The organism is Rhizobium sp. M1 (genome assembly GCF_002531805.1).
Taxonomy (GTDB): domain Bacteria; phylum Pseudomonadota; class Alphaproteobacteria; order Rhizobiales; family Rhizobiaceae; genus Rhizobium; species Rhizobium etli_C.
Genome location: NZ_NWSW01000001.1, coordinates 330,246 through 353,742 on the forward strand (window position 1 = coordinate 330,246; position 23,497 = coordinate 353,742).

Consider the following 23,497-nt stretch of genomic DNA (forward strand, 5'->3'; position numbering starts at 1 on the left):
AGTCTTACTGCTCGGAGAGTTTCATCTCCGGATCATAATCCTTGCCTTCGACGGTCTTGACGACGGCCTGGCCGCACTGCATCGCGCCGGTTGCGGCATTGAAGGCATAGGTCGGCGAACCCTCCAGCGACCAGCCCTTGTTGAGGGCGGCGGTGACCTTGTGGCAGAAGGAAGCATCGTCGGGACCGGTCAGGAAGCGGTAGAGTTTCATCAGGCGGGCTTTCTTGCAGATATCAGGCGAGCTTTATGAACCAGAGCCTCGGCCTGGACAAGATGCAGCCGTTCGATCATCCGTCCATTGGCATTGATGACGTTGAGGCCCCTGGCGTCAGGATCGGCAAAAGCTGATATGACCGCCTCGGCTTCCGCAATCTCCTCCGCACTCGGCCCGAAATGCCGGTTCGCGGGCTCGATCTGCGAGGGATGGATCAGCATCTTGCCGGCAAAACCCATGGCGCGGCCCTGGCCGCATTCGGCGTCGAAGCCTTCGGCATCCTTAAAATCGTTGAAGACGCTGTCGATCGCATCGAGCCCATAGGCTCTGACCGCAAGGACGACCTGCATCAGCCACGGCACGAGATGGCTCCGTCCCGGCTGGGGAAGCACGCCCGTTTCCTTGCGCAGGTCATTAAGCCCGACAACGAGGCAATCGAGCCTTGCACCCGGCGTGCGGCCGGCTTCGGCGATCGCTCCGACATTCAGCACGCCGCGCGGTGTCTCGATCATCGCCCAGATGCGCAGCGCCTCCGGCGCCTCCGCATCGGCAAGCAGATCGTTGATGTCCGTGACATCACCAGGCTCGTCCACCTTCGGCAGGAGAACGGCTTCGGGCAAAAGCGCCTTGGCCAGATCGAGATCCGCCGCCCCGAATTCGGATGACAAAGAATTGATGCGGATGATCCTCTCCTTGCCCTCAAGCGGCGGCCCGGCAAAAAAGCCGCGCAGATTTTCCCGCGCCTGCCCCTTCTTCTCGGGCGAGACGGAATCCTCCAGGTCGAAAATAACCGCATCGCAATCAAGGGAATGGCTCTTTTCAAGCGCCCGGAGATTGATGGCGGGCACGCTCAGCACCGAGCGGCGCAGATGCAGGGAACGGGGAGGTATGGTTCGGCTCATCACTCATTAGTGCCAAGCTTCGCAAAGCCCGGCAAGACAACAAAAAGCCATGCTTGCCTTGCAGAGAGAAAAAAGAAGGACCACATTCCTTTCTGTAGAAAGGTATCAAACCCATGCAGAACATTCGCTCCATCTTCTTCATGCTTGCCGGCGCCACCGTTTTTGTCGCCATGCTGCTTCTCACCTTTTCGGTGACGCTTGCCGTCGGCGGCATCCTGACCGTGCTCATGGTCGGCCGCGCCCTTTCGATGAAGATGAAGCCCGCTCCGGTCCGCGCCAAGGCAAACAACGGCCAACGCGAGATGCGCATCTGGAACGACGGTCGCGGCACGATCATCGATCTCTAAGCCGCGTCGCTCAAAAAAACCGACCGACATTGTCGGACCATGCGTCCATGATACGTCTTTAAGCAGCCAGGCATTCAGCCGGCGCTTGAACACGATGGAGGACGAGCATGGATACGACGACGGAAAACAACCCGGTTAAAATGCCGCCGGTCAAGAATGGCCTGCTGCCCTATCTGACGGTCGACGGCGCGGTGAAAGCCGCGGAATTCTACAAGAAGGCCTTCGGCGCCGAAGAGGCGCATCGGGTGCCGGTCGATGAGAGCGGCCGCACCATGCATATTCATCTCTATATCAACGGCAGCTCGCTCATGCTGGCGGATGCCTATCCCGAATATGGCCATCCCTTCAAAGGCCATGAAGGCTTCGCCATCCAGCTGATCATCGACGATATCGATTTCTGGTGGGAGCGCGCGGTGGCCGCCGGCGCCGAAGTCGTCATGCCGATCGAACTGATGTTCTGGGGCGACCGCTACGGCCAGCTTCGCGATCCTTTCGGCGTGCTTTGGGGCCTGAACGCCCCGACCAAGTAAGAACGCACGCACTCTTCGGGCCGCGCGAAACGTCGCGCGGCCGCGATTTAGAGCATGTCGCGCAAAAGTGTGCGGCGGCTTTGCGATAACGACATGCGTCAAAACAAAGACCTAAAAGCGCAAGGAGCGAATCTGAAAGATCGCGACGCGCTTTAGAAAGATTCTCCTTCATTTCGGCGGAAAACTGGACTAGATGCACATTCAGGAAAGTACATTTGCTGAAGTGGAGCATGGGTCATGGATAAATTCGTGAAGCTCACGGGCGTTGCGGCGCCCCTGCCGGTCGTCAACATCGACACCGACATGATCATTCCGAAGGATTATCTGAAGACCATCAAGCGCACCGGCCTCGGCACCGGCCTTTTCGCCGAAGCCCGTTATAACGAAGACGGCTCGGAAAATCCCGATTTCGTGCTGAACAAGCCGGCCTATCGTGATGCCAAGATCCTCGTCGCCGGCGACAATTTCGGCTGCGGTTCCTCGCGCGAACACGCTCCCTGGGCGCTGCTCGATTTCGGCATCCGCTGCGTGATCTCCACCAGCTTCGCCGACATTTTCTACAACAACTGCTTCAAGAACGGCATCCTGCCGATCAAGGTCAGCCAGGAAAACCTCGACAAGCTGATGGACGACGCCTCACGCGGCTCCAACGCCATCCTGACGATCGACCTGGAAAACCTGGAAATCACCGGCCCCGACGGCGGCTCGATCAAATTCGATCTCGACGAGTTCAAGCGCCACTGCCTGCTGAACGGCCTCGACGATATCGGCCTGACGCTGGAAAAGGGCAAGGCGATCGACGAATTCGAAAAGAAGAACGCCTCTGTGCATCCTTGGGCTGCCTGAGCCCGAACGAATGACGATCGATCAAGCCGGGCTTTCGCCCGGCTTTTTCTTTGGTCGAAGCATGTCGCGCAAAAGTGTGCAGCGGTTTTGCGGCAACGACATGCTTCAACAAAGAACCTAAAGCGCAAGGAGCGAATCCGAAAGAACGCGCTTTAGAGATCAGAGAAACTTCTCTTTCCAGAGCCTCAGCTTTTCCAGCGACACGCCGATGCCGCCGCAGACTTCGATCAGCGGATTGTCGAAGCGCGCAAGCAGCCCGGCATGCACATCGGCAGCGGCAAGGGCGGCACCGCAGGCCGGCTCGACCAGAATGCGCTGCGCATCGGCAAATTTCAGGCAGGCGGCAACGGCATCGGCATCGCTGACAAGAACGCTTTCGATCGGGTGCTGTTTCGGCAGGTCGAAGACATGCTGCGCCACCTGCCGCGCGCCGAGCGAAGTGGCGATCGAGGTGATGGCAGGCAGCGTAATGCGCTCATTTGCCTTGAGGCTTTCATGCAGTGAAGCCGCCCCTTCGGTTTCGACGGCAATGACGGGCACGTCGGGCAGCCCGTTTCTCTTCAGCCCCTCGACGATGCCGGCAAGCAGCCCGCCGCCGCCGACACTGGTGACGACGCAGTCGAATTCCGCACCCTTCGCCACCACCTCGTCGATCAGCGTCGCATGACCATCCCACAGAAGCGGATGATCGAAAGGATGCACATAGCTTGCCTTGCGGCTGCGAGCGAGTTCGACCGCGTGGGCATTGGCTTCGTCGAAAACGGCGCCGTGCACGAGGACATTGGCGCCGGTTGCCGCAATCGTCTGCCGAACATCGGCTGCCGTCGTCTCCGGCACGACGATCGTCACCGGCACGCCGAGCGCCCGGCCGGCATAGGCCGCGGCAATGCCGGCATTGCCGCCGGAAGCGCAGAAGATCTCGCGCGCGCCATTTTCCACCTCGTGCTGGCAAAGCCGGCCGACGCCGCGCAGCTTAAAGCTGCCGGAGGGCTGCAGCGCATCGAGCTTCAGCCAGAGAGGCTTGCCGCTGGCGCTGTAGTCGGGGGCGGTCCGAAACAGCGGCGTGTCGAGATGGAGACGTGTAAAGGCCATGGGAGAATATCCGGGAAATAAAAGGGTGGCGACCGTTCTAATCCGTTTGCCGGTCCAGGAGCAACCATTGCGGCGGGCGGCGAAGCGTACCGATTCAGGCCTTCTCTCGCTTGAAATGCCCATTTCCGGGGGCTAAGAAGCCGCAGCTTGTTTTTCCAGGAGGGCTTCATGACAGCGCGCAATCTTTTCCTGCTGCCGGGTGACGGCATCGGTCCCGAGGCCATGGGCGAGGTCCGCAAGATCATCGCCTATATGAACGAGACGATGAATGCCGGTTTTGTCACCGACGAAGGCCTTGTCGGCGGCTCTGCCTATGATGCCCATGGCGCGGCGATCTCGGAAGCCGACATGCAGAAGGCGCTTGCCGCCGATGCCGTTCTGTTCGGCGCCGTCGGCGGCCCGAAATGGGATAGCGTGCCGTATGAAGTGCGTCCGGAAGCCGGCCTGCTTCGCCTGCGCAAGGATCTGCAGCTCTTCGCGAACCTGCGTCCCGCCATTTGCTATCCGGCCCTCGCCTCGGCCTCCTCGCTGAAGCCGGAGCTGGTCGAAGGCCTCGATATCCTGATCATCCGCGAGCTGACCGGCGGCGTCTATTTCGGCGAGCCGAAGGAGATCATCGATCTCGGCAACGGCCAGAAGCGCGGCATCGACACGCAGGTCTATGATACCTACGAGATCGAGCGCATCGCCGGCGTCGCCTTCGAAATGGCCCGCACGCGCCAGAACCGGGTCTGCTCCATGGAAAAGCGCAACGTCATGAAGTCGGGCGTGCTCTGGAACCAGGTGGTGACCGAGACGCACAAGGCGAAATATTCCGACGTCCAGCTCGAACATATGCTGGCCGATGCCGGCGGCATGCAGCTGGTGCGCCAGCCGAAGCAGTTCGATGTCATCGTCACCGACAATCTCTTCGGCGACATGCTCTCCGACGTCGCCGCCATGCTGACCGGCTCGCTCGGCATGCTGCCCTCGGCCTCACTCGGCGCGCCAGACGGCAAGACCGGCAAGCGCAAGGCGCTCTACGAGCCGGTGCACGGCTCGGCCCCCGATATTGCCGGCAAGGGCATTGCCAATCCGATCGCCATGATCGCCTCTTTCGCCATGTGCCTGCGTTACTCCTTCAACATGGTGAAGGAAGCCGACGACCTGGAAAAGGCGATTGCCAACGTGCTCGACAAGGGCATCCGCACCGGCGACATCATGGCCGATGGCGCAAGGCAGGTCGGCACCGTCGAGATGGGCGATGCGATCCTTGCCGAGTTCAAGGCGCTTTCGGCCTGATATATTTCACGTGAAACAGTATCAGCCCTTCGCATCCCACGCGGAGGGCTGCTTTTTCTGCAGTCGGCGACCGCAACGCTTGGTCGAATTCTCCGAGCCGGACTATCCTCGGCCACAATCTCGTGTATTTTTGCGCCGGATTTCACGAGCGCATGACCGAGAACCGAGATCGATTTTCGGCCATGCCAATTCGAACGGACGACGGCATGCGGGCATTTTGGACTTCCCTGGACAGGCGCTGGCGCCGAAGCGACGCTGCCATGCCGCCTTTGCGCTGGCAGGCCTGCCTCTTTATCACGATCAATGCCGTGATCCTTTCCATGCTGCTCTTCGATGCGCCGATAGGCGCCAGCGAACCTCCCGCTCCAGTGAAGCAGCTTGGCGAGCTCCTGACCGGTTTCGGCGATTCCGCCTGGCTGATCCTTACCAGCATCCTGCTCTTCTTCCAGGGCAGGGCGGGTTACAAGCTCCTGAAGACGGCGCGCTCCAGGGCGCAGGCACTCTATGTAAGCTGGATCGGCGCCTATCTCTTCACCACCGTCGTGTTCTCTGGGCTTCTCGCCAATCTCCTGAAGCGGGCGATCGGAAGGGCTCGCCCCGATCACTTCCACGATTACGGCATGTTTTCTTTCACGCCCTTTTCGGGCCATTCCGCTTTCGAAAGTTTTCCCTCCGGCCATTCCACCACGGTCGGCGCTTTCTTCGCGGCCTTCGCGCTTCTGTTTCCGCGCTACCGCGTTGCCTTCATCGCCTGCGCCATCTGGCTCGGCATGACGCGTGTCATGGTCGGCGCCCATTATCCGAGCGATGTCATCGCCGGCCTTGCCTTCGGCGCCTGGTTCTCGCTGTTGATGGCGATCGTCTTTGCCCGCTGCGGGTTGCTCTTCAAACTAGCGCCGGATGGCTGGCCGCTCGCCAAGCGCCTTTTCCCTGACATGGAAAAGCCCGGCGCCTTGTGAGCGCCGGGCCGCTTCTCGAGCTTCTCAGACGCGAACGCGCCATCAATCCATTGCGTGGATATCCCTGTTCTTCGTTTCCGGCAGGAAGATCAGGCCGATCACCAGGGTGATCGCCGCAAAGACGATCGGATACCAGAGACCGTAGTAGATATCGCCCGCCGCAGCGCTCATCGCGAAGGCCGTCGCCGGCAGCAAGCCGCCGAACCAGCCATTGCCGATGTGATAGGGCAGCGACATGCCGGTATAGCGGATGCGGGTCGGGAAGAGCTCGACCAGAAGTGCCGCAATCGGGCCGTAGACCATCGTCACATAGAGGACGAGGACGAACAGGATGGCGACCGTGCCGATCCAGTTGACGCGGGCAGGATCGGCGGTCATGGCGAAGGTGCCGCCATTGGCGATGTTGTAGACCGCCATATCGGTGACGCCATTGGCCTCATCCGCCGTCAGCAGCTTGCCTTCGACCAGCTTGGCCGCCGGCATGGTTTCCTTCTCGCCGGCGCGGATAGCTTCGGCATTGAGCGCCAGTTCCGGATTGGCGGCGATGAAGGCATCGAGCTTGGCATCCGGCACCTTGGCGACGCCGCGTTTCAGCGGATAGCCGGCATCGTGAAGCGCGATGTTGATGCTCTTTTCGAAGGCGGCGGTCATGCCCTTCGCCTTGTCGCCGGCAGCAGCGGCGTCGAAGCTCGGCACCGTCGCGTTACCCACCTTCACCGTCGCCGGTTGTCCGGCAGGGCCGGCCACGACGTCATAAGGCACCGAGTTCTTCGTCAGGAACGCCGTCGCCACGTCGCAGGAGCTGGTGAACTTCGCCGTGCCCGTCGGGTTGAACTGGAACTTGCAGTCCGCCGGATCGGCCGTGACCGTCGCGCGGATCGAAGCCTGCGCTTCGGCAAGCCCCGGGTTTGCCGTCCAGGTCATCGCCTTGAACAGCGGATTATAGGTCACCGCGGCGATAAGAAGACCAGCCATGATGATCGGCTTGCGGCCGATCCTGTCGGAGAGGCCGCCGAAGATGACGAAGAAGGGCGTTCCAAGCAGAAGTGAGATGGCGACCATGATGTTGGCCGATTGCAGATCCACTTTCAGCACGTTCTGCAGGAAGAACAGTGCATAGAACTGGCCGCCGTACCAGACGACCGCCTGGCCCATCGTCGCGCCGAGAAGCGCGATGATCGCGATCTTGGCGTTGCGCCATTGGCCGAAAGCTTCGGTCAGCGGCGCCTTGGAGCCTTTGCCCTCCGCCTTCATGCGCTGGAATGCCGGCGACTCGTTCATCTTCAGGCGAATCCAGACGGAAATACCGAGCAGGACGACCGAGACCAGGAACGGAATACGCCAGCCCCAGGCGGCGAATTGAACCGGCCCCATCAGCGACTGAACCAGGATGATAACGATCAGCGACAGGAACAGGCCGAGCGTCGCCGTGGTCTGGATCCAGGAAGTGAAATAGCCGCGGCGCCCGTTCGGCGCATGTTCGGCGACATAGGTTGCCGCACCGCCATATTCACCGCCGAGCGCCAGGCCCTGCAGCAGGCGCAAGCCGATCAGGATGATCGGGGCTGCAATGCCGATGCTGGCGGCACCCGGCAGAATGCCGACGAGGAAGGTCGACATGCCCATGATCAGGATCGTCACCAGGAAGGTGTATTTGCGGCCGACAAGATCGCCGAGACGGCCGAATACCAGCGCGCCGAAGGGACGCACCAGGAAGCCGGCGGCAAAGGCGAGCAGCGTAAAGATGTTACGCGTCGCCTCGGGATATTGGGTGAAGTAGGTTGCGCCGATATAGGTGGCGAGCGAACCGTAAAGATAGAAATCATACCATTCGAAAACGGTGCCGAGCGAAGAGGCGAAGATGACCTTCTTCTCCTCGCCGGTCATCGGAGCGGCCTTCGCGCCGTCGATGCTTGCGACATTTGCCATTGTCTGTCCTCCACAGAGTGATGAGCAACGCGCGCGGCCTACTCTCCTCGAGCATACCCCTGGCCGCGACACGCCTGACGGGAGTGTGCCAGAAACGGCAGATCAAAAAGAGGGATGCTTTGGGATTATGACTTTAGTCTAACAGCAGGGCGCTTTGTCGCGCGCATCGCGCTCCGTTGGAAGGAAGTTTGACTGCGGTTTGCGATCCGGACCGTTACGCTCTCAGCGCCTGCGCCGGCGATTGCCGATAGGCGAGCACCGCCGGCAGAGCGGCAAGAATTGCGGCAAAGGCGAGCAGTGCCGCCGCAAGCCCGGCGTCTTCACGGGCGAAGCCGACCGGCATGGCGATACCGCTCGTCTCGGAGAATAGGCCGGACAAAGTCAGCGCCGCAGCATAGCCGAAGCCGAATCCGAGCCCGATGCCGACCGCCACCAGGAAGAAGAATTCCAGCCAGACGATACCGAAGATCGCGCCGCGCGGGGCGCCGAAGGCCCTCAGCGCGCCGATCTGGCGGCGGCGCTGGCCGATATGGATGACCGTGACCAGCACCAGCGAGGCGGCGACGAGAGTTTGCGCCCCGGCGGCGACCGCGACGAGGATCTGCTTGGCGTTACCGAGCGTGGCGTAGAGATTGGTCAGCACCTCGCCGGGAAAGACGGCGACCGTATTGCCGCTGCGATAGTCCTGCCGCAGCTTGTAGGCATCGGCGATCGTCTTCGGCTTGACGAGAATAGCGGGAACGCCGGGAGTGTCCGCAGTCCAGTTCTCGTTGAGCGCGGCATCCGGATCGGCCTCGCCGTGATGCTCATGCCCATCGTGATGATCGCCGGCTTCTTCATGCTTGTGGCCGGGTTCAGCGGCAGCCGTGGCGGACGCCGCCTCATGATCGTGCCCGGCGCCCTCCTCCGCATGCTCATGCGCCTCCATACCATGGATATGCCAGACGGCCTGGATCGGAACGAGAATGGCCCGATCCCAGGCGGTCCCCGTCGGCCGCAGGCGGCCGGCGACGTGATAGACGAGTTCGGTATGGGTCTCGCCGCCTTCTTCGGCCGAGCCATGCATCGGCTTGATTTCACCGCCGAGCGGCAGCTTGACCGCGGAGCCGATCACCGCCTCTCCCTCATGTGCGAAAACCTTGCCCTCGGCAAAGCCGCCGGACAGCTTCTCCGCCAGCGTTACCGTCGTCCCGACGATCGGATAGCCGGAGAAGGAATCGCCGAAGCCGATCGGCGCGGCCCAGTCGACACGGGGATCGGCGGCAAGCCTGGCCAGCACCTCGCCCGGCATCAGCGGCAGGGGCGAGGGCTGCAAAAAAACGGAGGAGAGCACGAGCTGCGTCTCGCTGCCGCCGGCGCCGATGACGAGATCGAACTTGTCGGCGGCGCGCGCGCTGCCGAGCCGAAGCGCCCGTTCCTGCAGGACGACGCAAACGCCGAGCGCGGTTGCCAGCGCCACCAGCAGCACGACGACCAGCGACCCGGCCCAGAGGCGGCGAAGATCGACAAGGATGAAGCGGATCATGCAGCTTCCCCCGCTGCCGCAGCGGAATCCTCGCTGATCCGGCCGGAGCCGAAGGTGATGCGTCGGTCGAGGCGGCCCGCGAGGCGCTGGTCGTGCGAAACGATGATCAGCGTGCTGCCTTCGGCAACGGCAAGATCAAGGATGAGATCGCCGACGGCCTCGCCGCTTTCGGCGTCGAGACTTGCAGTCGGCTCGTCGGCGATGATGACGCCGGGTTTGCGCAGCAGCGCGCGGGCGATCGCCACGCGCTGCATCTCGCCGCGCGACATGGTCTCGATCTTCTGGCCCGGGCGGGAAAGACCGACCGTGTTGAAAAGCGCATGCGCCCGCTCGATGACGGCGGCCGTAGCGGCGCCGGCAAGCCGGGCGGGCAGGAGCACGTTTTCAAGTGCCGACAGGCCCGGGAAAAGATGAAACTCCTGCATGACCAGGCCGATATTGGCGGCGCGGAACCGGTCGCGCCGGCTTTCCGAGAAGCCGGCAATATCCTCGCCGTTCCAGCGGATGCGGCCTTGGCGAGCCCGCTCCAGCCCGGCAACGATATTGACGAAGGTGCTCTTTCCGGAGCCGGACGCCCCGGTGATGACAACCCTGCTGCCGGCATCGATCGACAGGCGGCCGATCGCCAGCGCCGGCGAGGCGAGCCCCGGGAAGGTGACATCAAGGTTTTCGATATCGAGCGCGAGCATGTCGGGTTCACACGGCGAAATATTCGGCCTGGCGGATGCGCAGCAGGCTGACGAAGCCGGTTTCCGGATCCGTCCAGGAACCATATTCCAGCGTGCCGCGCACTTCGATCGTCTGGCGCGGCTGCACGAAGGTCTGCTTCTCCCCGAGATAGACGACGACGATATTGTCAGGCCAGTCCGCATCGGAAGAGCAGAAGGGGCAGAGCGACATCGGCACTTCGGTGAGCACGAAGAACTGCGCCTCGGCCTTCAGCGGCGGCGCCATGAAGCCCTTCATGCTGATCTCCTGGCCGGCGAGGCGCTTGACCTTATCGGAGAACTCAAGGCCGAGCACGCCGAACTTGCCATAGAGCTCGTCGAAGGAGAGCAAAGCGCCGGCGGCACGAACGGCGTTGGCGGTGAAGGGGAGCGCAACGGCAGCGCCGATCAGCCGGCGGCGGCTGAGATGCAGCGAAGAGAATATGTCCATGGCGACCTCCAGGAAACAAATCCCGGCCGCTGAACGGCCGGGACCATGATCGACGAAAGACGCAAGGCCGGCAAGCGGCCTTGCATCCAGAGATCAGTTCGTTTGCTTGGCGCCGAGGGCGAAGGTATCGGCGAGCACGCGATAGACGTCGCTCTGTTCCATGTAGCCATGGAAGCCTTCGGCGCCCGGACCGGCCGACTGCAGAACGACGTCGTCGACGGCATGGACGCCGCTCTCGCTGCTCTTCGGCAGATTGCCCTGAACGAGGACCGCGCCTGGAACATCCTTGTACTGTTCGTTGGCGACATATTCCTTCTTTTCGTTCTGGACAGCCGGAACGAACGGACCGTCGAGCTTCGGACGGAAGGTTTCGTAATGGTCAGGGCCGTTATTGGCGCTGAGGAACAGGCGGCGGCTGACGTCGACCTTGTCGGGGTAACCGTCGCCGTTTTCGTCCTTGTAGTTCGGGAAGCCGGCTTCGGCATAGGTGCCGACCTTTTCGCGCATTTCCGTGCCCGGCTTCTCGTCATCGACGGTGCCGATGATCGAAACGCCATGCGTGTGGTCGCCGGTCACGACGATCAGCGTATCCGGATGCGCCTTCTGGAATTCGCGGGCAACGCCGATCGCCTTGTCGAATTCGATAGTGTCGATGACGGCGCGATCCCAATCGAGCGGATGCGACATCTTGTCGATCGAGGAGCCTTCGACCATCAAGAAGAAACCGTCAGGATTCTTGGAGAGGCGATCGAGCGCAACCTTGGTCATGTCGACGAGACCCGGCTGGTTCGGGAACTTGTCGACGGTGCCCTTCTTCAGGAATTCGCGATCGAGCGTGACGTCCATGTTGCCGGTGTGGAAGAGACCGAGGAGATTGCCGTCAGCCGACGCATTGGCTGCAAGCTCGTTCTTATCGGTCGCAAGCTTGTAGCCGGCATCCTGGAACAGCTTGATGTAGTCCTGATTGTCCTTGCGCTTGGAACCGGCGACTTCCTTGCCGAGGAAATAGGCCGAGCCGCCGCCGAGGATGACTTCCGGCTTGACCTCGAGGAGCATGCCGACGATGTCGGCCTTGTCGTTGCGGCTGCGGGTATGGGAAACGACGGCAGCCGGCGTTGCATCCTCGATTTCGGACGTCGCGACGATACCGATCGACTTCTTGGTCGTGCGGCGAACGGCTTCCCCAATGGTTTCGACACGCGGGTCGTCGAGCGGAGCGGGCGTACGGTCCGCATAAACGCCGAGCGCGTTGACGGCCGTCTTGTGGCCGGTCATGAACGCCGACATGGTGTTGGCCGAGTCCGTGGCGACGGCATTCGTCGACGACGTGCCGATGAAAGCCATATGATCGAGATCGTCCATGTTCAGGCGGCCATTGGCTTTGCCTTCGGTCATGCCCTTGGACATGATGCGGGCGGCAGTGCGATGGGCGACGGAAAGGCCGTCGCCGAGCAGGAAGATGATGTTCTTGGCCTTCGGCTGACCGGCGGTTTCGTAAACGTTCCAGGTGACCGACTTCGTTTCGTCGCCGGCAGAGACCTCGACCTTGTAGTCGCCCGGCGCGGAAATCTTCAGGCCGCGCAGCAGCAGGGCGGAGCCGAGGGCCTTGTCTTCCTTGCCCTTTTCCAATTCGACGAACTGAGCCGCGCCTCCGAGAACGGTCTTGTAATCCTGGCCGTTGACCGTGATCTTCACGTCTTCGGGCTTGACCTGCTTGTTGAGCTCGACCTTGAAGTCGAACGGCGAACCGACAAGGATCGTCGCGCGATCAAGCGGGTAGACCGTCGTCGCCTGAGCGGCGCCAGCGAGAATGGTGGTGGCCGCAAAGGCGGCGAGAAGCATACGCATGGAAAACCCCCGTTTTCGTTGCAGATATTAACAACCGGGTCGGGATACCCCCGGGTGATGACAGCGGCATGACAAGGCGCGGCAGGACGGCACCGCTCCTTCCGCCTGGCAGCTGACGGCGCAAAAACCTTGACTCCTGTGGAAAACCTTCTAATAGCAACAGCGGAAAAGGAATCTCCATGGTTCGCGACGAACACGCCATTGCCGCATGCAGTGACCGGGCACGGGTTGCCGGGGTGGATATTGCCGTTCCGGTTTCTGCCAAAACCAAGGCCAAAACGACGACGAAAACCGTCTGACGTCTCTGGCCTGCCGCTCTCTCCCCGGCTCGGCTGGGGACAGGAAGACGCGATCCGTCGCGCCTTCCCCCCTCACCGGACCAGAGGAGAGAAGAGAAAGAGAGCTTGAGAAATGGGTTTCAAAGTAGCAATTGCAGGAGCGACCGGAAATGTCGGCCGGGAGATGCTCAACATCCTCTCCGAACGTGGCTTCCCCGCCGATGAGGTCGTGGCGCTCGCCTCGGCGCGTTCGCAGGGCACCGAGGTGTCCTATGGTGACCGGACATTGAAGGTCTCCAATCTGGAGAACTACGATTTCTCCGACACCGACATCTGCCTGATGTCGGCCGGCGGCGAGGTTTCCAAGAAGTTCTCGCCGAAGATCGGCCAGCAGGGCTGCGTTGTTATCGACAATTCCTCGGCCTGGCGCTACGACGCCGACGTGCCGCTGATCGTGCCGGAAGTGAACCCGGATGCCATCAGCCAGTTCACCAAGCGCAACATCATCGCCAACCCGAATTGCTCGACCGCCCAGCTGGTGGTGGCGCTGAAGCCGCTGCACGACTTCGCCAAGATCAAGCGCGTCGTCGTCTCGACCTACCAGTCCGTCTCCGGCGCCGGCAAGGACGGCATGGACGAGCTCTTCAACCAGACACGCGCCGTCTTCGTCGCCGATCCGATCGAGAACAAGAAGTTCACCAAGCGCATCGCCTTCAACGTCATCCCGCACATCGATAGCTTCATGGAAGACGGCTATACCAAGGAAGAGTGGAAGGTGCTGGCCGAGACGAAGAAGATGCTCGACCCGAAGATCAAGGTGACCTGCACGGCCGTGCGCGTGCCCGTCTTCATCGGCCATTCGGAATCGGTCAACATCGAGTTCGAAAACGAGATCACCGCCGACCAGGCCCGCGACATCCTGCGCGACGCCCCGGGCTGCCTCGTCATCGACAAGCGCGAGAACGGCGGCTACATCACGCCCTATGAATCCGCTGGCGAAGATGCGACCTACATTTCGCGCATCCGCGAGGACGCGACGGTCGAAAACGGCCTCAATATGTGGGTGGTTTCCGACAACCTGCGCAAGGGCGCAGCGCTGAACGCCATCCAGATCGCCGAGCTCCTCGTCAATCGCGGCCTGGTCAAGCCACGCAAGCAGGCAGCCTGATACCATTTGTAAACCATAAGATGTTAAAGCCCTGCTCGCTGAGCGGGGCTTTTCCGGGCAAATACAACTGTATAAGCGATCGCTAAAAGGTGGTCGTGACAAAATCGCGAGTGGCTGGCATCCTCTTGCCCGCCTGAAAGCTATGCAGATCGAGAGTGGGGTTTCTCAATGCGCATGACAAAGTTGTTTCTGGCGGCCGCTGCGGCAATGGGCCTTCTCCATGCGGTACCGGCGTTCGCGCAAGGACCAGAATGTGGCAATACCAGCGCCGGCTTCGACGCCTGGGTCGCCGATTTCAAACAGACGGCAGCCGCGAACGGCGTCAGCCAGTCGGTGCTCAGCCGCGCCTTCGCCAACGTCAACTACAACAAGCCGACGATCGCCGCCGACCGCGGCCAGAAGAGCTTCAAGCTCTCCTTCGACGCCTTCATGCAGAAGCGCGGTGGTGCTGCCATCATCTCCCGCGGCCGCTCGATGAAGGCGGCCAACCAGGCGCTTTTTGCCTCGCTCGAGCGTCGCTTCGGCGTTCCCGCCGGCCCGCTGATCGCCATCTGGGGCATGGAGACCGGTTTTGGCAGCTATATGGGCAACCAGCATACGCTGTCGGCTGTTTCGACCCTTGCCTATGACTGCCGTCGTTCGGAATATTTTACCGACCAGCTTTATGCCGCGCTCCAGCTCGTCTCGGAGGGCTATCTGAGCCCGCAGGCCAAGGGTGCGGCCCATGGTGAAATCGGCCAGACGCAGTTCCTGCCGAGGAACGTCGTGCGTTTCGGCGCCGACGGCGACGGCGACGGCCGTGTCGACATGGTCGGTTCCCGTGCCGATGCGCTGGCCTCGACCGCCAATTTTCTCAAGGGCCACGGCTGGCGGGCCGGCGCCGGCTATCAGCCGGGAGAGCCGAATTTCGCTGCCATCCAGGGCTGGAACGCCGCCAGCGTCTATCAGCAGGCGATTGCCTATATCGGCCAGCAGATCGACGGCGGCAGATAGGCCTTCATAGACAACGATCCCCCGAAACGCCGCTGCAAGATGCGGCGGTTTTCATAGGCGGGAATCGAAACCACCGCCGGAGGCCGTCTTGCGGCGCTCCTCCTGCGGCGGAGCCGGCACGACCGGCCCCGAAACGACGCAGTTGCGGCCGGAGGCCTTGGCGGCGTAAAGCGCCAGATCTGCGCGTTTGACAAGATCCTCGAAGTTCCGGCTTGCGCCGTCGTTTGCCCGGCCGGCGCATCCGAAACTCGCCGTCACCTTGAGCAGCTCGCCGCTCGGTAAAGGGATTTCCGCCATCTCGATCGCCAGCCGCACCCGCTCGGCGACGATGGCAGCGTCGTCCGGCGTCGAATCGGGCAGAAGCGCCAGGAACTCCTCGCCGCCGTGACGCACCAGCAGATCGAAGGAGCGGAAATTCTCGCGCGCGATGCCCGCGACATGGCGAAGCACGGCGTCGCCGGCATCATGACCGTTGACATCGTTGATCTTCTTGAAATGATCGAGATCGAACAGCACAACGGATATCCAGCGCGATCCGTGTTCGGCCTGGGTGAGAAGCGCCGATGCAGCGACCTCGAAGCCGCGCCTGTTGTACAGGCCGGTCAAGAGGTCGGTCTGGGCGGCGTTGCGCAGCTCCGCCACCAGCGCCTCGCGATCCTGCGTCAGCCGGTCGATCAGGCGCAGACCCCTTGCCGCCAGCACCATCACCAAAGTGGCGAGGATCAGCAGACCAGCGCACAGCGCCAGGATCCGCGTCAAATGCAGGTGCGAACGCGTCGAAAAGTTCTCGCCGGTGTCGTGAATATCTCGGGCGGCTTCGATCATCTTCTGCTGCAGGAAGCTCATGCGTTCGTTCTGCGCAGTGGCCCAGACGTCACGTATTGCGCGCGTCGGCCGCGATCCGGCGAGGATCGCATCGGTGATGGCATTCGCCTTCACCTGGCTGCTGCGACCGAGATAGCCGACGATATCGCGCTCGATCGACGTCGCGGAATGGAAGACCATGTGATCCATACCCTCGCCGATCATCACTTTTCCCTGCACGAACAGCTCCACCGGAAATCTGGCGGAAGGGCCGCGGTCGAGGTAACGCGTGCCAATCCCGGTGATCAGCCTTTCGCCGTAGTAGGTCAGCATGATGCCCATCAGCTGGTTGGATTTCTCGAGCAGCACCGGATCGTTGATCAGCGGGGAGAGCGCATCGACGACGGCAAGCTGCTTGAGAGCCGCGTACCAGTAGATGGCACCGGGATCGCTGCCGGCATAACGACCTTGGTCGACGGCGCTTCGGGCGGCGACGATGCGGCTATAGGCGAGGCTGAGAGCCGACAATTCGTCCACGAGCCCTTCGTCGAGCGCATCGCGGGAAGGCAGGCTGGCGTGAAAAGCCAGGCGTTCGTCGTCGAGCGTCGCCCGGCTGCGCTGCATTTCGATCGCGGTCCTGCTGCTGGGATGGGCGAGATAGCGGCGCGTGGCGCCGATTTCACTCAGGATCTCCGTGGCGGCGATGGACCCGCCGCGGGCAAGCACGTCGGCGAACTGCCGGTCTTTCTCGAGGTTCCAGTATTGCGTCAGCGAAGTCCGGATAACGACGACGCCTTCAATGAGCATGAAGACGAAGGGCAGCATGATGGCCGCCAGAATAACCTTTTTGATGGTTTCGAACTTCATCGCCAATCGCCACGGTGATCAAGACGTCGGTCGTGCGCGACCAATTCCGGCAGCTTAACAACAATCCTTAAAAAACTGATAAACCCGTTGATCCCTAGATCTCGGGGCGAATGAAATCACGCGTTTCGGCGTCCATGACCCAGAGTTCACCCGTCGATATGTCGAACCAGGCGCCGTGGAGATGCATTTTTCCCGCTTCCTCGAGCGCCTTAATGTCGGGAAAGCTTCTGAGATTGTCGATCGAATTGCGGATCGAGACACGCTCCAGCGCCGTCTGCCGCTCGGCGGCCGTCATCACGTCATTGCTCTGGATCTGCTCGGCTGCCGGTTTGACCAGCGACATCCAACGACCGATGAAATCGCCCGGCGACAGCGGCTCGGCATTCGGATCGAGCGCCGCGCGGATGCCGCCGCAGCGGCCATGGCCCATCACCACGATATCCGAGACCTTCAGCGCCTGCACGGCAAATTCGAGCGCGGCCGATGTCGAATGGAAATGACCGTCCGGCTCGTAGGGCGGCACCATATTGGCGACGTTGCGGATGACGAAAAGCTCACCCGGGCCGGCATCGAAGATCAGCTCGGGCGCCGCACGTGAATCCGAACAGGCAATCACCAACGTGCTGGGACTTTGACCGTTTTCGGCCAGTTGCCGATACCGGTCGCGGGCGTCGGCGTAACGCCCGTTCATAAAGTTGCGATAACCGTCCAGAAGGGTGTTTGGAAAACGCTGCATGCTTCTGGATTAGCGCGCGCGGAAGACAAGATCAACTGCTGCACCGCAAAATGAGCAAACTGGCAGATGCGTCATTTTTTCCGCCGCTGCGCCGGGTGCACAAGGCGCCGCATCTGTACCATGGCCATCGGCGTCGAAAGGCTGGACGCGTCGCTTGCCAGCATCAACTCGTTGCTGCCGCGCTTGACGGCACGCGCCAGCACCTCAAACACGCTGGCGGTGGCAAGCTGCAACGCCTTTTCATCCTCGAGGCCGGACAGCAGGCGCGACAGGAAAACCGCGGCGAGCAGGTCGCCGAGACCATTCGGCGGGTTCTCGACGACGCGGTGCTCGGCAAGCAGCGCGTGACGGCCGGAAAGGTAGAGATTGCCGGTACCGCCCGCCATCATCGGCACCGCCGAGGTGACGAGCATGCGCGACGGCCCGAGCGCCAGCGCCGCCTCCATGATCGCGCTATTGTCGTCAAGTGCTGCTCCCGACAGCCAGGCAAGCTCGTAGCGGTTCGGCGTCGCCAACGAAGCGAGCGGGATGAGATGGTCACAAATGGCCTCGGCCGTGGCTTCCGGCACATAGAGGCCGCCGAGATCGCCCATCACGGGATCGCAGACATAGAGCAGTTCGGGATTGTTCTGCCGGAGCGCAGCGATCAGCCGGGCGACGGAGCGCGCCTGGGCGGCATTGCCGAAATAACCCGAAAGCACTGCCCGGACTTCACCGATCCAGGGCGCACGGATCAGATCGTCGATCGCCGCGTCGAAATCGGCTTCCGCAAATGTCAGCCGCGTCGAACGGCCATGGCCGGGATGCCAGGGCAAAACGACGGTCGGCAGCGCCCAGACCGGATGGCCGAGCGTCTCCAGCGCAAATACCGCCGCCCGGTTGCCGACCGAGCCGCGCACGACATGGCTGGAAATGACGATGACTGCGCCCGCTGCATTTTCCGACATGATACCGAGGTCCGAATGATGATGGCGTTTGATGATCTTTTTGACGCCGCGCTGTCAACCATTCTTCACGTGAGCATGGAAATGTGCGGCGGAAGAAAAACAAAAAGAGGGCCGTCCACGTTTGTTTTGGCTACGAAATCGGAAAAATCTCCGACAATTTCCCATTTCCGACGTCAAAAAAGCATCAAAACCATCCCGCTGGCCCCTATTTTAGAGATTTTTTCGAAGAATCTTCTGCTAGCTTGCAGAAAATCAGTCCATTGCGGGAGGCGATCCATGGCTGCCAGAAACAATCCGAAACGAGAAAAACAGATTGAAGGCGCGCGAAAGATCGCCAAGGAGAGGGGCGAGGCCCATCTCGATCCGGAAATTCTCTTCGGCCGGGCAAGCAATGACGATCTCGAACGCTACACGCCTGAAATGCTGGCGCTTTCTGCCGTGCATTCGGCGAAAGAACTTGCCGCCTGGAACAGCAAGACCCCGCGCGTCAGTATCGACACCATCGGCGGTGTGGCGCCTGACGGCATTGCCGTCTCGGTGCTTTCGGTCACCGACCGGAATATGCCTTTCCTCTATGAATCGGTGATGGGTGAAGTGACGAGCACCCACCGCGATCTCTTCATGGCCGTGCATCCCATCCTCATCATGGAGAAGGGCAAGGCGCCTACGCTCTATTCCGCCGACCAGCCGAGTGATCCCGCGGCGCGCGTCAGCCACATCCAGCTTCATATCGCCCCGTTGAATTCCAGCCAGGCTGCCGATCTCGTCAATCGCATCCAGACCGTGCTCGAACATGTCCGTCTGTCCGTCTCGGACTGGGAGCCGATGCTCTCCAAGCTCGACGGGGTGATCGCCGAGCTTTCGGCCAATGGTGCCGGCCGCAGGAAGGCCGAACACGCCGAGGCGGTGGCGTTCCTCACCTGGCTGCGCGACGAGAATTTCACCTTTCTCGGCATGCGCGAATATGTTTATTCCGGCAAGGGTGCCGACGCCAAGGTCGAGCGCGACAAGGGAACGGGCCTCGGCATCCTCTCCAATCCCGATGTTCTCGTGCTGCGTACCGGCAAGGATGCCGTGACCACGACGCCCGAGATCCTCGCCTTCCTCGACGGCCCCGACTTCCTGATCGTCACCAAGGCGAACGTGAAATCGATCGTCCATCGCCGCGCTTATATGGATTATGTCGGCGTCAAACGTTTCGACGCCGAGGGCAATGTCACCGGCGAACTGCGCATCGTCGGCCTCTTCACCTCGACCGCCTATACCTCGCTCGCCTCGGAAATCCCGCTGCTGCGTTCCAAGATCGAAAAGGTGAAGGAGCATTTCGGCTTCGACCCGATGAGCCATTCCGGCCGCATGCTGGATAACACGCTGGAATCCTATCCGCGCGACGATCTTTTCCAGATCGACACAACATTGCTTGCAAGCTTTGCCGAGCAGATCAACGACCTGGCCGACCGGCCGCGCGTGCGCGTCCTGCCGCGCATCGACCACTTCGACCGCTTTGTCTCCGTGATCGTCTATGTCCCCCGCGAGGAATACGATTCCATCGTTCGCGAGCGAATCGGCACCTATCTGAAGACGGTCTATGACGGGCGTGTCTCCGCCTATTACCCGGCTTTCCCCGAAGGCGGCGTAGCGCGCGTGCATTTCATCATCGGCCGCTCCGGCGGCAAGACGCCGCGCATTCCGCAAGCCAAGCTCGAGCAGACGATCCGCGAAATCACCGCCCGCTGGGACGACCGCTTCGAAGTGCTGGCCGGGCCGAAGGCGCCGAAACTATCGGTCGACCAGGCCTTCCAGGATTCCTTCACCCCGGAGGAAACCGTGGCGGACCTCGCCGATATCGGCGCCTGCGCCGCTGGCGAGCCGCTCCGCATCCAGTTCTATCATCGTCAGGAAGAACAGGGCCGCATCCTTTCGCTGAAGATCTTCCACGCCGGCGGCCAGCTGGCGCTGTCACGGCGCGTGCCGCTTCTCGAGAACCTCGGCTTCAATGTCGTCAGCGAACGCACCTTCGATATCGGGGTGCCGGTCGCCGACGGCCAAACCGAACTCGTCGTGCTGCATGACATGGAGCTCGAGACCCGCAACGACCGCGACATCGACCTGCAGCGTTATGGCGCCGCCCTCGAGGAAGCCTTCGTCGCCGCCTTCGCCGGCACGATCGACAATGACAGCTTCAACCGGCTGATCCTTTCAGCGGGGCTCTCGGCCCGCGAGACGAATGTGCTGCGCGCCTATTCCCGCTACCTCCGCCAGGCCGGCATCGCCTATTCGCAGGACTATATCGCAACGACGCTCGACAAATATCCTGATGTCGCTGCCGCCATTTTCCGGCTGTTCCACGACACGCTCGATCCCAAGCTGCCGGAGAAGGCCCGGGCGAAGAAGCTTGCCGAGCTGCACCAGGCGATCGAGGCCGAGCTTGCCGAGGTGCCGAGCCTCGACGACGACCGCATCCTGCGCCGCTACGTCAACATCGTCGATGCGACGCTGCGCACCAATTACTTCCAGAAAAACCCTGATGGTTCGCCGAAATCGATGCTCGCCTTCAAGCTCGATCCGAACCTGGTCGACGGGCTGCCGCAGCCGAAACCCTTCCGCGAGATGTTCGTCTACGGCGTCGAGGTCGAAGGTGTGCATCTGCGCTTCGGCAAGGTGGCGCGCGGCGGCCTGCGCTGGTCGGACCGCGCCGAGGATTACCGCACCGAGGTGCTGGGTCTCGTCAAGGCGCAGCAGGTCAAGAACGCCGTCATCGTGCCGGTCGGCGCCAAGGGCGGCTTCTATCCGAAAAAGCTTCCCGCCGGCGGCAGCCGCGACGAGATCTTCAATGCCGGCCGCGAGGCCTACAAGACCTATATCCGCACGCTGCTTTCGATCACCGACAATATCTCCGGTGCCGAGATCGTGCCGCCGAAGGATACGGTGAGGCTCGACGGCGACGACCCCTATTTCGTCGTCGCCGCCGACAAGGGCACGGCAACCTTTTCCGACACCGCCAATGCGCTGGCGCAGGAAGCCGGCTTCTGGCTGGACGACGCCTTCGCCTCCGGCGGCTCGGCCGGTTACGACCACAAGAAGATGGGCATCACCGCCCGCGGCGCCTGGGAAACCGTCAAACGCCATTTCCGCGAAATGGACATCGACATCCAGACGACTCCCTTCACCGTCGCCGGCGTCGGCGACATGTCGGGCGACGTCTTCGGCAACGGCATGCTGCTCTCGCCGAAGATCCGGCTCGTCGCCGCCTTCGACCACCGCGACATCATCATCGATCCCGATCCCGACATGGAAAAGACGCTGGCAGAACGCCAGCGGCTCTTCGACCTGCCGCGCTCGAGCTGGCAGGATTTCGACAGAAGCGTGCTTTCCAAGGGAGCGATGATCATTTCCCGCGCGGCGAAATCGGTGACGCTGACGCCGGAAGCGGTCGCTGCGATCGGCATCGACAAAGCCGTGGCCACGCCGTTTGAGATCATGACGGCGATCCTGAAGAGCCCGGTCGACCTGCTCTGGTTCGGCGGCATCGGCACCTATGTCAAAGCGCCGTCCGAAACCGATACCGAGGTCGGCGACCGTGCCAACGACCCGATCCGCATCACCGCGGCGGAGGTGCGCGCCAAGGTGATCGGCGAGGGTGCAAACCTCGGCGTCACCCAGAAGGGCCGTATCGCCTACGGTCTTACCGGCGGGCGCTGCAATTCCGACGCCATCGACAACTCGGCCGGCGTCAACACCTCGGACGTCGAGGTCAATATCAAGATCGCGCTGGCGGCCGCCATGCATGACGGGCGGCTGACGCGGGCAAAACGCGACCAGCTGCTTTCGTCGATGACCGGCGAAGTGGCGGCCCTGGTGCTGCGCAACAACTACCTGCAGTCGCTGGCGATCTCGCTGACCGAGCGCAAGGGCACGGCCAACGGCCTGGAGCTCGGCCGCTTCATGAGCGTGCTCGAGGGCGCCGGTCAGCTGAACCGCAAGGTCGAAACCTTGCCCGACGACCAGACCCTCGCCGAACGTTATACGGCCGGCAAGCCGCTGACGCGGCCGGAGATCGGCGTGCTGGTGTCCTATGCCAAGATCGTGCTCTTCGATGCGCTCGCCGCAAGCGATCTGCCCGACGACCCCTATTTTGCCGCGACGCTGTCGAATTATTTCCCCGTCAAAATGCAGAAGTCGAACGCCGGCGACATTGCCAGCCACCGCCTGCGGCGTGAAATCGTCGCGACCGTGCTTGCCAACGAAGCGATCAACCGCGGCGGGCCGAGCTTCACCGTCGCCATGATGGACGCGACGGCGGCTTCGGCGCCGGAAGTGGTGCGCGCCGCGATCGTCGCCCGCGACGGTTTCGACCTCACCCGGCTCTGGGCTGAGACGGATGCGCTCGACGGCAAGGTTTCCGGCGAGGTGCAAAACCGTATCTACGAGGAGATCAGCCACAGCTTCACCGTGCTGGCGCGCCTGCTTCTGAAGACCGGCATGGGCAAGATCGATATGGCGGAAGTGATTAGCCGGCTGCAGGCAGCTCTCAAAAAGCTAAAGCCTGCCTTCGCCGAACAGTCCGCCGTCGATGCCGCCGCGCGCCAGGCGGACTATGTTCAAGCCGGCGTGCCGGAGAAACTCGCAGCCGAGATCGCCAATCTCCAGAGCTTCGCGCTGGTGCCGGAGATCATGCAGATCGCCGAACGCACCGGCGAACCCCTGGTGCGCGCCGCCGAGAACTATTTCGCGGTGTCGCAGACCTTCCGGATCGCGCGGCTGCTGGCGGCGGGTGGACGCATCCTCACCTCAGACCACTACGAAAACCTGGCCCTTGCCCGCAGCATCGACCAGATCGCCAGCGCCCGGCGCGACATCGTCATCTCGGCCCTTTCCGACCACGGCAAGGAGAAGCTGCCTGTCCAGGCCTGGCATGCCCAGGATCGCGTCCGCATCAACCGCATTGTCGAGGAGCTTTCGAGCCTCAGCGACAGCGGCGACCCCAATCTCGCGCGTATTACCGTTGCTGCAGGTATCCTGACCGATCTTGCGCGCGACCGGGCGAGGTGAGACAGTCCGCCAAAACAGGAG

Annotated in this window: 19 protein-coding genes and 1 pseudogene; 9 read left to right on the forward strand and 11 right to left on the reverse strand. The window is 62.1% G+C overall.

Translation table 11 applies throughout. From position 1 onward, the window contains the following. Positions 1–4: 4 nt before the first annotated feature. Both CO655_RS01610 and CO655_RS01615 read right to left on the reverse strand, forming a co-directional pair. Complete coding sequence (locus CO655_RS01610) at positions 5–211, reverse strand: DUF1737 domain-containing protein (protein WP_009996762.1); 207 nt, start codon at positions 209–211, stop codon at positions 5–7. After that, positions 211–1,116, reverse strand: a complete 906-nt coding sequence (locus CO655_RS01615; RefSeq protein ID WP_097663577.1) for a CoA ester lyase — start codon at positions 1,114–1,116, stop codon at positions 211–213. Before CO655_RS01615 ends, CO655_RS01610 begins: the two co-directional genes overlap by 1 nt. A 113-nt stretch (positions 1,117–1,229) precedes the next feature. On the opposite strand from CO655_RS01615, the gene CO655_RS01620 reads away from it, so the two are divergent. The 3 genes from CO655_RS01620 (at position 1,230) to leuD (ending at position 2,839) form a co-directional block, all read left to right on the forward strand. After that, positions 1,230–1,463 carry a hypothetical protein gene (locus CO655_RS01620; protein ID WP_010028885.1) on the forward strand — a complete coding sequence of 78 codons (234 nt, stop codon included), beginning with the start codon at positions 1,230–1,232 and terminating at the stop codon, positions 1,461–1,463. A 107-nt stretch (positions 1,464–1,570) separates the two neighbouring features. Further along, positions 1,571–1,993, forward strand: a complete 423-nt coding sequence (locus CO655_RS01625; protein WP_097605819.1) for a glyoxalase/bleomycin resistance/extradiol dioxygenase family protein — start codon at positions 1,571–1,573, stop codon at positions 1,991–1,993. 237 nt (positions 1,994–2,230) lie between these two features. After that, positions 2,231–2,839: a 3-isopropylmalate dehydratase small subunit gene (gene leuD / locus CO655_RS01630; RefSeq protein WP_097663578.1), complete on the forward strand. Its 609-nt coding sequence runs from the start codon at positions 2,231–2,233 to the stop codon at positions 2,837–2,839. A gap of 159 nt (positions 2,840–2,998) precedes the next feature. Here leuD and CO655_RS01635 read toward each other — a convergent pair whose 3' ends face one another. Beyond that, positions 2,999–3,931: a pyridoxal-phosphate dependent enzyme gene (locus CO655_RS01635; protein WP_097605817.1), complete on the reverse strand. Its 933-nt coding sequence runs from the start codon at positions 3,929–3,931 to the stop codon at positions 2,999–3,001. Positions 3,932–4,099: 168 nt separating this feature from the next. Between CO655_RS01635 and leuB the strand changes: the two genes are divergently transcribed. Together leuB and lpxE are read left to right on the forward strand one after the other, a co-directional pair. Further along, positions 4,100–5,212: a 3-isopropylmalate dehydrogenase gene (leuB, locus tag CO655_RS01640; protein WP_097605989.1), complete on the forward strand. Its 1,113-nt coding sequence runs from the start codon at positions 4,100–4,102 to the stop codon at positions 5,210–5,212. A 206-nt stretch (positions 5,213–5,418) separates the two neighbouring features. Then, positions 5,419–6,171: a lipid A 1-phosphatase LpxE gene (gene lpxE, locus CO655_RS01645; RefSeq protein WP_176539201.1), complete on the forward strand. Its 753-nt coding sequence runs from the start codon at positions 5,419–5,421 to the stop codon at positions 6,169–6,171. Between the two features lie 42 nt (positions 6,172–6,213). Here the strand turns inward: lpxE and CO655_RS01650 are convergent, their stop codons facing one another. From CO655_RS01650 to CO655_RS01670, 5 genes are all read right to left on the reverse strand, one after another. Next, on the reverse strand, positions 6,214–8,100 hold the full coding sequence (locus CO655_RS01650) for an MFS transporter (RefSeq protein WP_097605815.1): 1,887 nt from the start codon (positions 8,098–8,100) through the stop codon (positions 6,214–6,216). Positions 8,101–8,314: 214 nt separating this feature from the next. Then, a complete protein-coding gene (locus tag CO655_RS01655; protein ID WP_097663580.1) occupies positions 8,315–9,625 on the reverse strand; it encodes an ABC transporter permease in 1,311 nt (436 codons plus the stop codon). Beyond that, the gene (locus CO655_RS01660) at positions 9,622–10,314 is read right to left on the reverse strand and encodes an ATP-binding cassette domain-containing protein (protein ID WP_097605813.1); all 693 of its coding nucleotides are present in this window, start codon (positions 10,312–10,314) and stop codon (positions 9,622–9,624) included. Before CO655_RS01660 ends, CO655_RS01655 begins: the two co-directional genes overlap by 4 nt. A 7-nt stretch (positions 10,315–10,321) precedes the next feature. Then, positions 10,322–10,783 carry a hypothetical protein gene (locus CO655_RS01665; protein ID WP_097663581.1) on the reverse strand — a complete coding sequence of 154 codons (462 nt, stop codon included), beginning with the start codon at positions 10,781–10,783 and terminating at the stop codon, positions 10,322–10,324. Positions 10,784–10,876: 93 nt separating this feature from the next. Further along, positions 10,877–12,631: an alkaline phosphatase gene (locus CO655_RS01670; protein ID WP_097663582.1), complete on the reverse strand. Its 1,755-nt coding sequence runs from the start codon at positions 12,629–12,631 to the stop codon at positions 10,877–10,879. A gap of 68 nt (positions 12,632–12,699) precedes the next feature. Here CO655_RS01670 and CO655_RS34160 point away from each other — a divergent pair. From CO655_RS34160 to CO655_RS01680, 3 genes and pseudogenes are all read left to right on the forward strand, one after another. Beyond that, a pseudogene (locus tag CO655_RS34160) lies at positions 12,700–12,930 on the forward strand (hypothetical protein). A gap of 112 nt (positions 12,931–13,042) precedes the next feature. Then, positions 13,043–14,077: an aspartate-semialdehyde dehydrogenase gene (locus CO655_RS01675; RefSeq protein WP_064683966.1), complete on the forward strand. Its 1,035-nt coding sequence runs from the start codon at positions 13,043–13,045 to the stop codon at positions 14,075–14,077. Between the two features lie 168 nt (positions 14,078–14,245). Continuing rightward, complete coding sequence (locus tag CO655_RS01680) at positions 14,246–15,070, forward strand: lytic murein transglycosylase (protein ID WP_097605810.1); 825 nt, start codon at positions 14,246–14,248, stop codon at positions 15,068–15,070. Between the two features lie 51 nt (positions 15,071–15,121). Here the strand turns inward: CO655_RS01680 and CO655_RS01685 are convergent, their stop codons facing one another. The 3 genes from CO655_RS01685 to pdxY form a co-directional block, all read right to left on the reverse strand. Beyond that, positions 15,122–16,741 (reverse strand): GGDEF domain-containing protein, encoded by a 1,620-nt coding sequence (locus CO655_RS01685; RefSeq protein ID WP_097663583.1) that lies wholly within the window; start codon positions 16,739–16,741, stop codon positions 15,122–15,124. Between the two features lie 94 nt (positions 16,742–16,835). Beyond that, positions 16,836–17,477 carry a carbonic anhydrase gene (locus CO655_RS01690; RefSeq protein ID WP_010031455.1) on the reverse strand — a complete coding sequence of 214 codons (642 nt, stop codon included), beginning with the start codon at positions 17,475–17,477 and terminating at the stop codon, positions 16,836–16,838. A 71-nt stretch (positions 17,478–17,548) separates the two neighbouring features. Continuing rightward, positions 17,549–18,424, reverse strand: a complete 876-nt coding sequence (pdxY, locus tag CO655_RS01695) for a pyridoxal kinase PdxY (RefSeq protein WP_097663584.1) — start codon at positions 18,422–18,424, stop codon at positions 17,549–17,551. 276 nt (positions 18,425–18,700) lie between these two features. On the opposite strand from pdxY, the gene CO655_RS01705 reads away from it, so the two are divergent. After that, positions 18,701–23,476 (forward strand): NAD-glutamate dehydrogenase, encoded by a 4,776-nt coding sequence (locus CO655_RS01705; protein WP_097663585.1) that lies wholly within the window; start codon positions 18,701–18,703, stop codon positions 23,474–23,476. Positions 23,477–23,497 lie beyond the last annotated feature (21 nt).

Excerpts from the sequence above, each read along its gene's own strand:
- CO655_RS01610 (WP_009996762.1), bottom strand. The coding sequence starts at position 211 with ATGAAACTCTACCGCTTCCTGACCGGTCCCGACGATGCTTCCTTCTGC.
- CO655_RS01615 (WP_097663577.1), bottom strand. The coding sequence starts at position 1,116 with ATGAGCCGAACCATACCTCCCCGTTCCCTGCATCTGCGCCGCTCGGTG.
- CO655_RS01620 (WP_010028885.1), top strand. The coding sequence starts at position 1,230 with ATGCAGAACATTCGCTCCATCTTCTTCATGCTTGCCGGCGCCACCGTT.
- CO655_RS01625 (WP_097605819.1), top strand. The coding sequence starts at position 1,571 with ATGGATACGACGACGGAAAACAACCCGGTTAAAATGCCGCCGGTCAAG.
- leuD (WP_097663578.1), top strand. The coding sequence starts at position 2,231 with ATGGATAAATTCGTGAAGCTCACGGGCGTTGCGGCGCCCCTGCCGGTC.
- CO655_RS01635 (WP_097605817.1), bottom strand. The coding sequence starts at position 3,931 with ATGGCCTTTACACGTCTCCATCTCGACACGCCGCTGTTTCGGACCGCC.
- leuB (WP_097605989.1), top strand. The coding sequence starts at position 4,100 with ATGACAGCGCGCAATCTTTTCCTGCTGCCGGGTGACGGCATCGGTCCC.
- lpxE (WP_176539201.1), top strand. The coding sequence starts at position 5,419 with ATGCGGGCATTTTGGACTTCCCTGGACAGGCGCTGGCGCCGAAGCGAC.
- CO655_RS01650 (WP_097605815.1), bottom strand. The coding sequence starts at position 8,100 with ATGGCAAATGTCGCAAGCATCGACGGCGCGAAGGCCGCTCCGATGACC.
- CO655_RS01655 (WP_097663580.1), bottom strand. The coding sequence starts at position 9,625 with ATGATCCGCTTCATCCTTGTCGATCTTCGCCGCCTCTGGGCCGGGTCG.
- CO655_RS01660 (WP_097605813.1), bottom strand. The coding sequence starts at position 10,314 with ATGCTCGCGCTCGATATCGAAAACCTTGATGTCACCTTCCCGGGGCTC.
- CO655_RS01665 (WP_097663581.1), bottom strand. The coding sequence starts at position 10,783 with ATGGACATATTCTCTTCGCTGCATCTCAGCCGCCGCCGGCTGATCGGC.
- CO655_RS01670 (WP_097663582.1), bottom strand. The coding sequence starts at position 12,631 with ATGCGTATGCTTCTCGCCGCCTTTGCGGCCACCACCATTCTCGCTGGC.
- CO655_RS01675 (WP_064683966.1), top strand. The coding sequence starts at position 13,043 with ATGGGTTTCAAAGTAGCAATTGCAGGAGCGACCGGAAATGTCGGCCGG.
- CO655_RS01680 (WP_097605810.1), top strand. The coding sequence starts at position 14,246 with ATGCGCATGACAAAGTTGTTTCTGGCGGCCGCTGCGGCAATGGGCCTT.
- CO655_RS01685 (WP_097663583.1), bottom strand. The coding sequence starts at position 16,741 with ATGAAGTTCGAAACCATCAAAAAGGTTATTCTGGCGGCCATCATGCTG.
- CO655_RS01690 (WP_010031455.1), bottom strand. The coding sequence starts at position 17,477 with ATGCAGCGTTTTCCAAACACCCTTCTGGACGGTTATCGCAACTTTATG.
- pdxY (WP_097663584.1), bottom strand. The coding sequence starts at position 18,424 with ATGTCGGAAAATGCAGCGGGCGCAGTCATCGTCATTTCCAGCCATGTC.
- CO655_RS01705 (WP_097663585.1), top strand. The coding sequence starts at position 18,701 with ATGGCTGCCAGAAACAATCCGAAACGAGAAAAACAGATTGAAGGCGCG.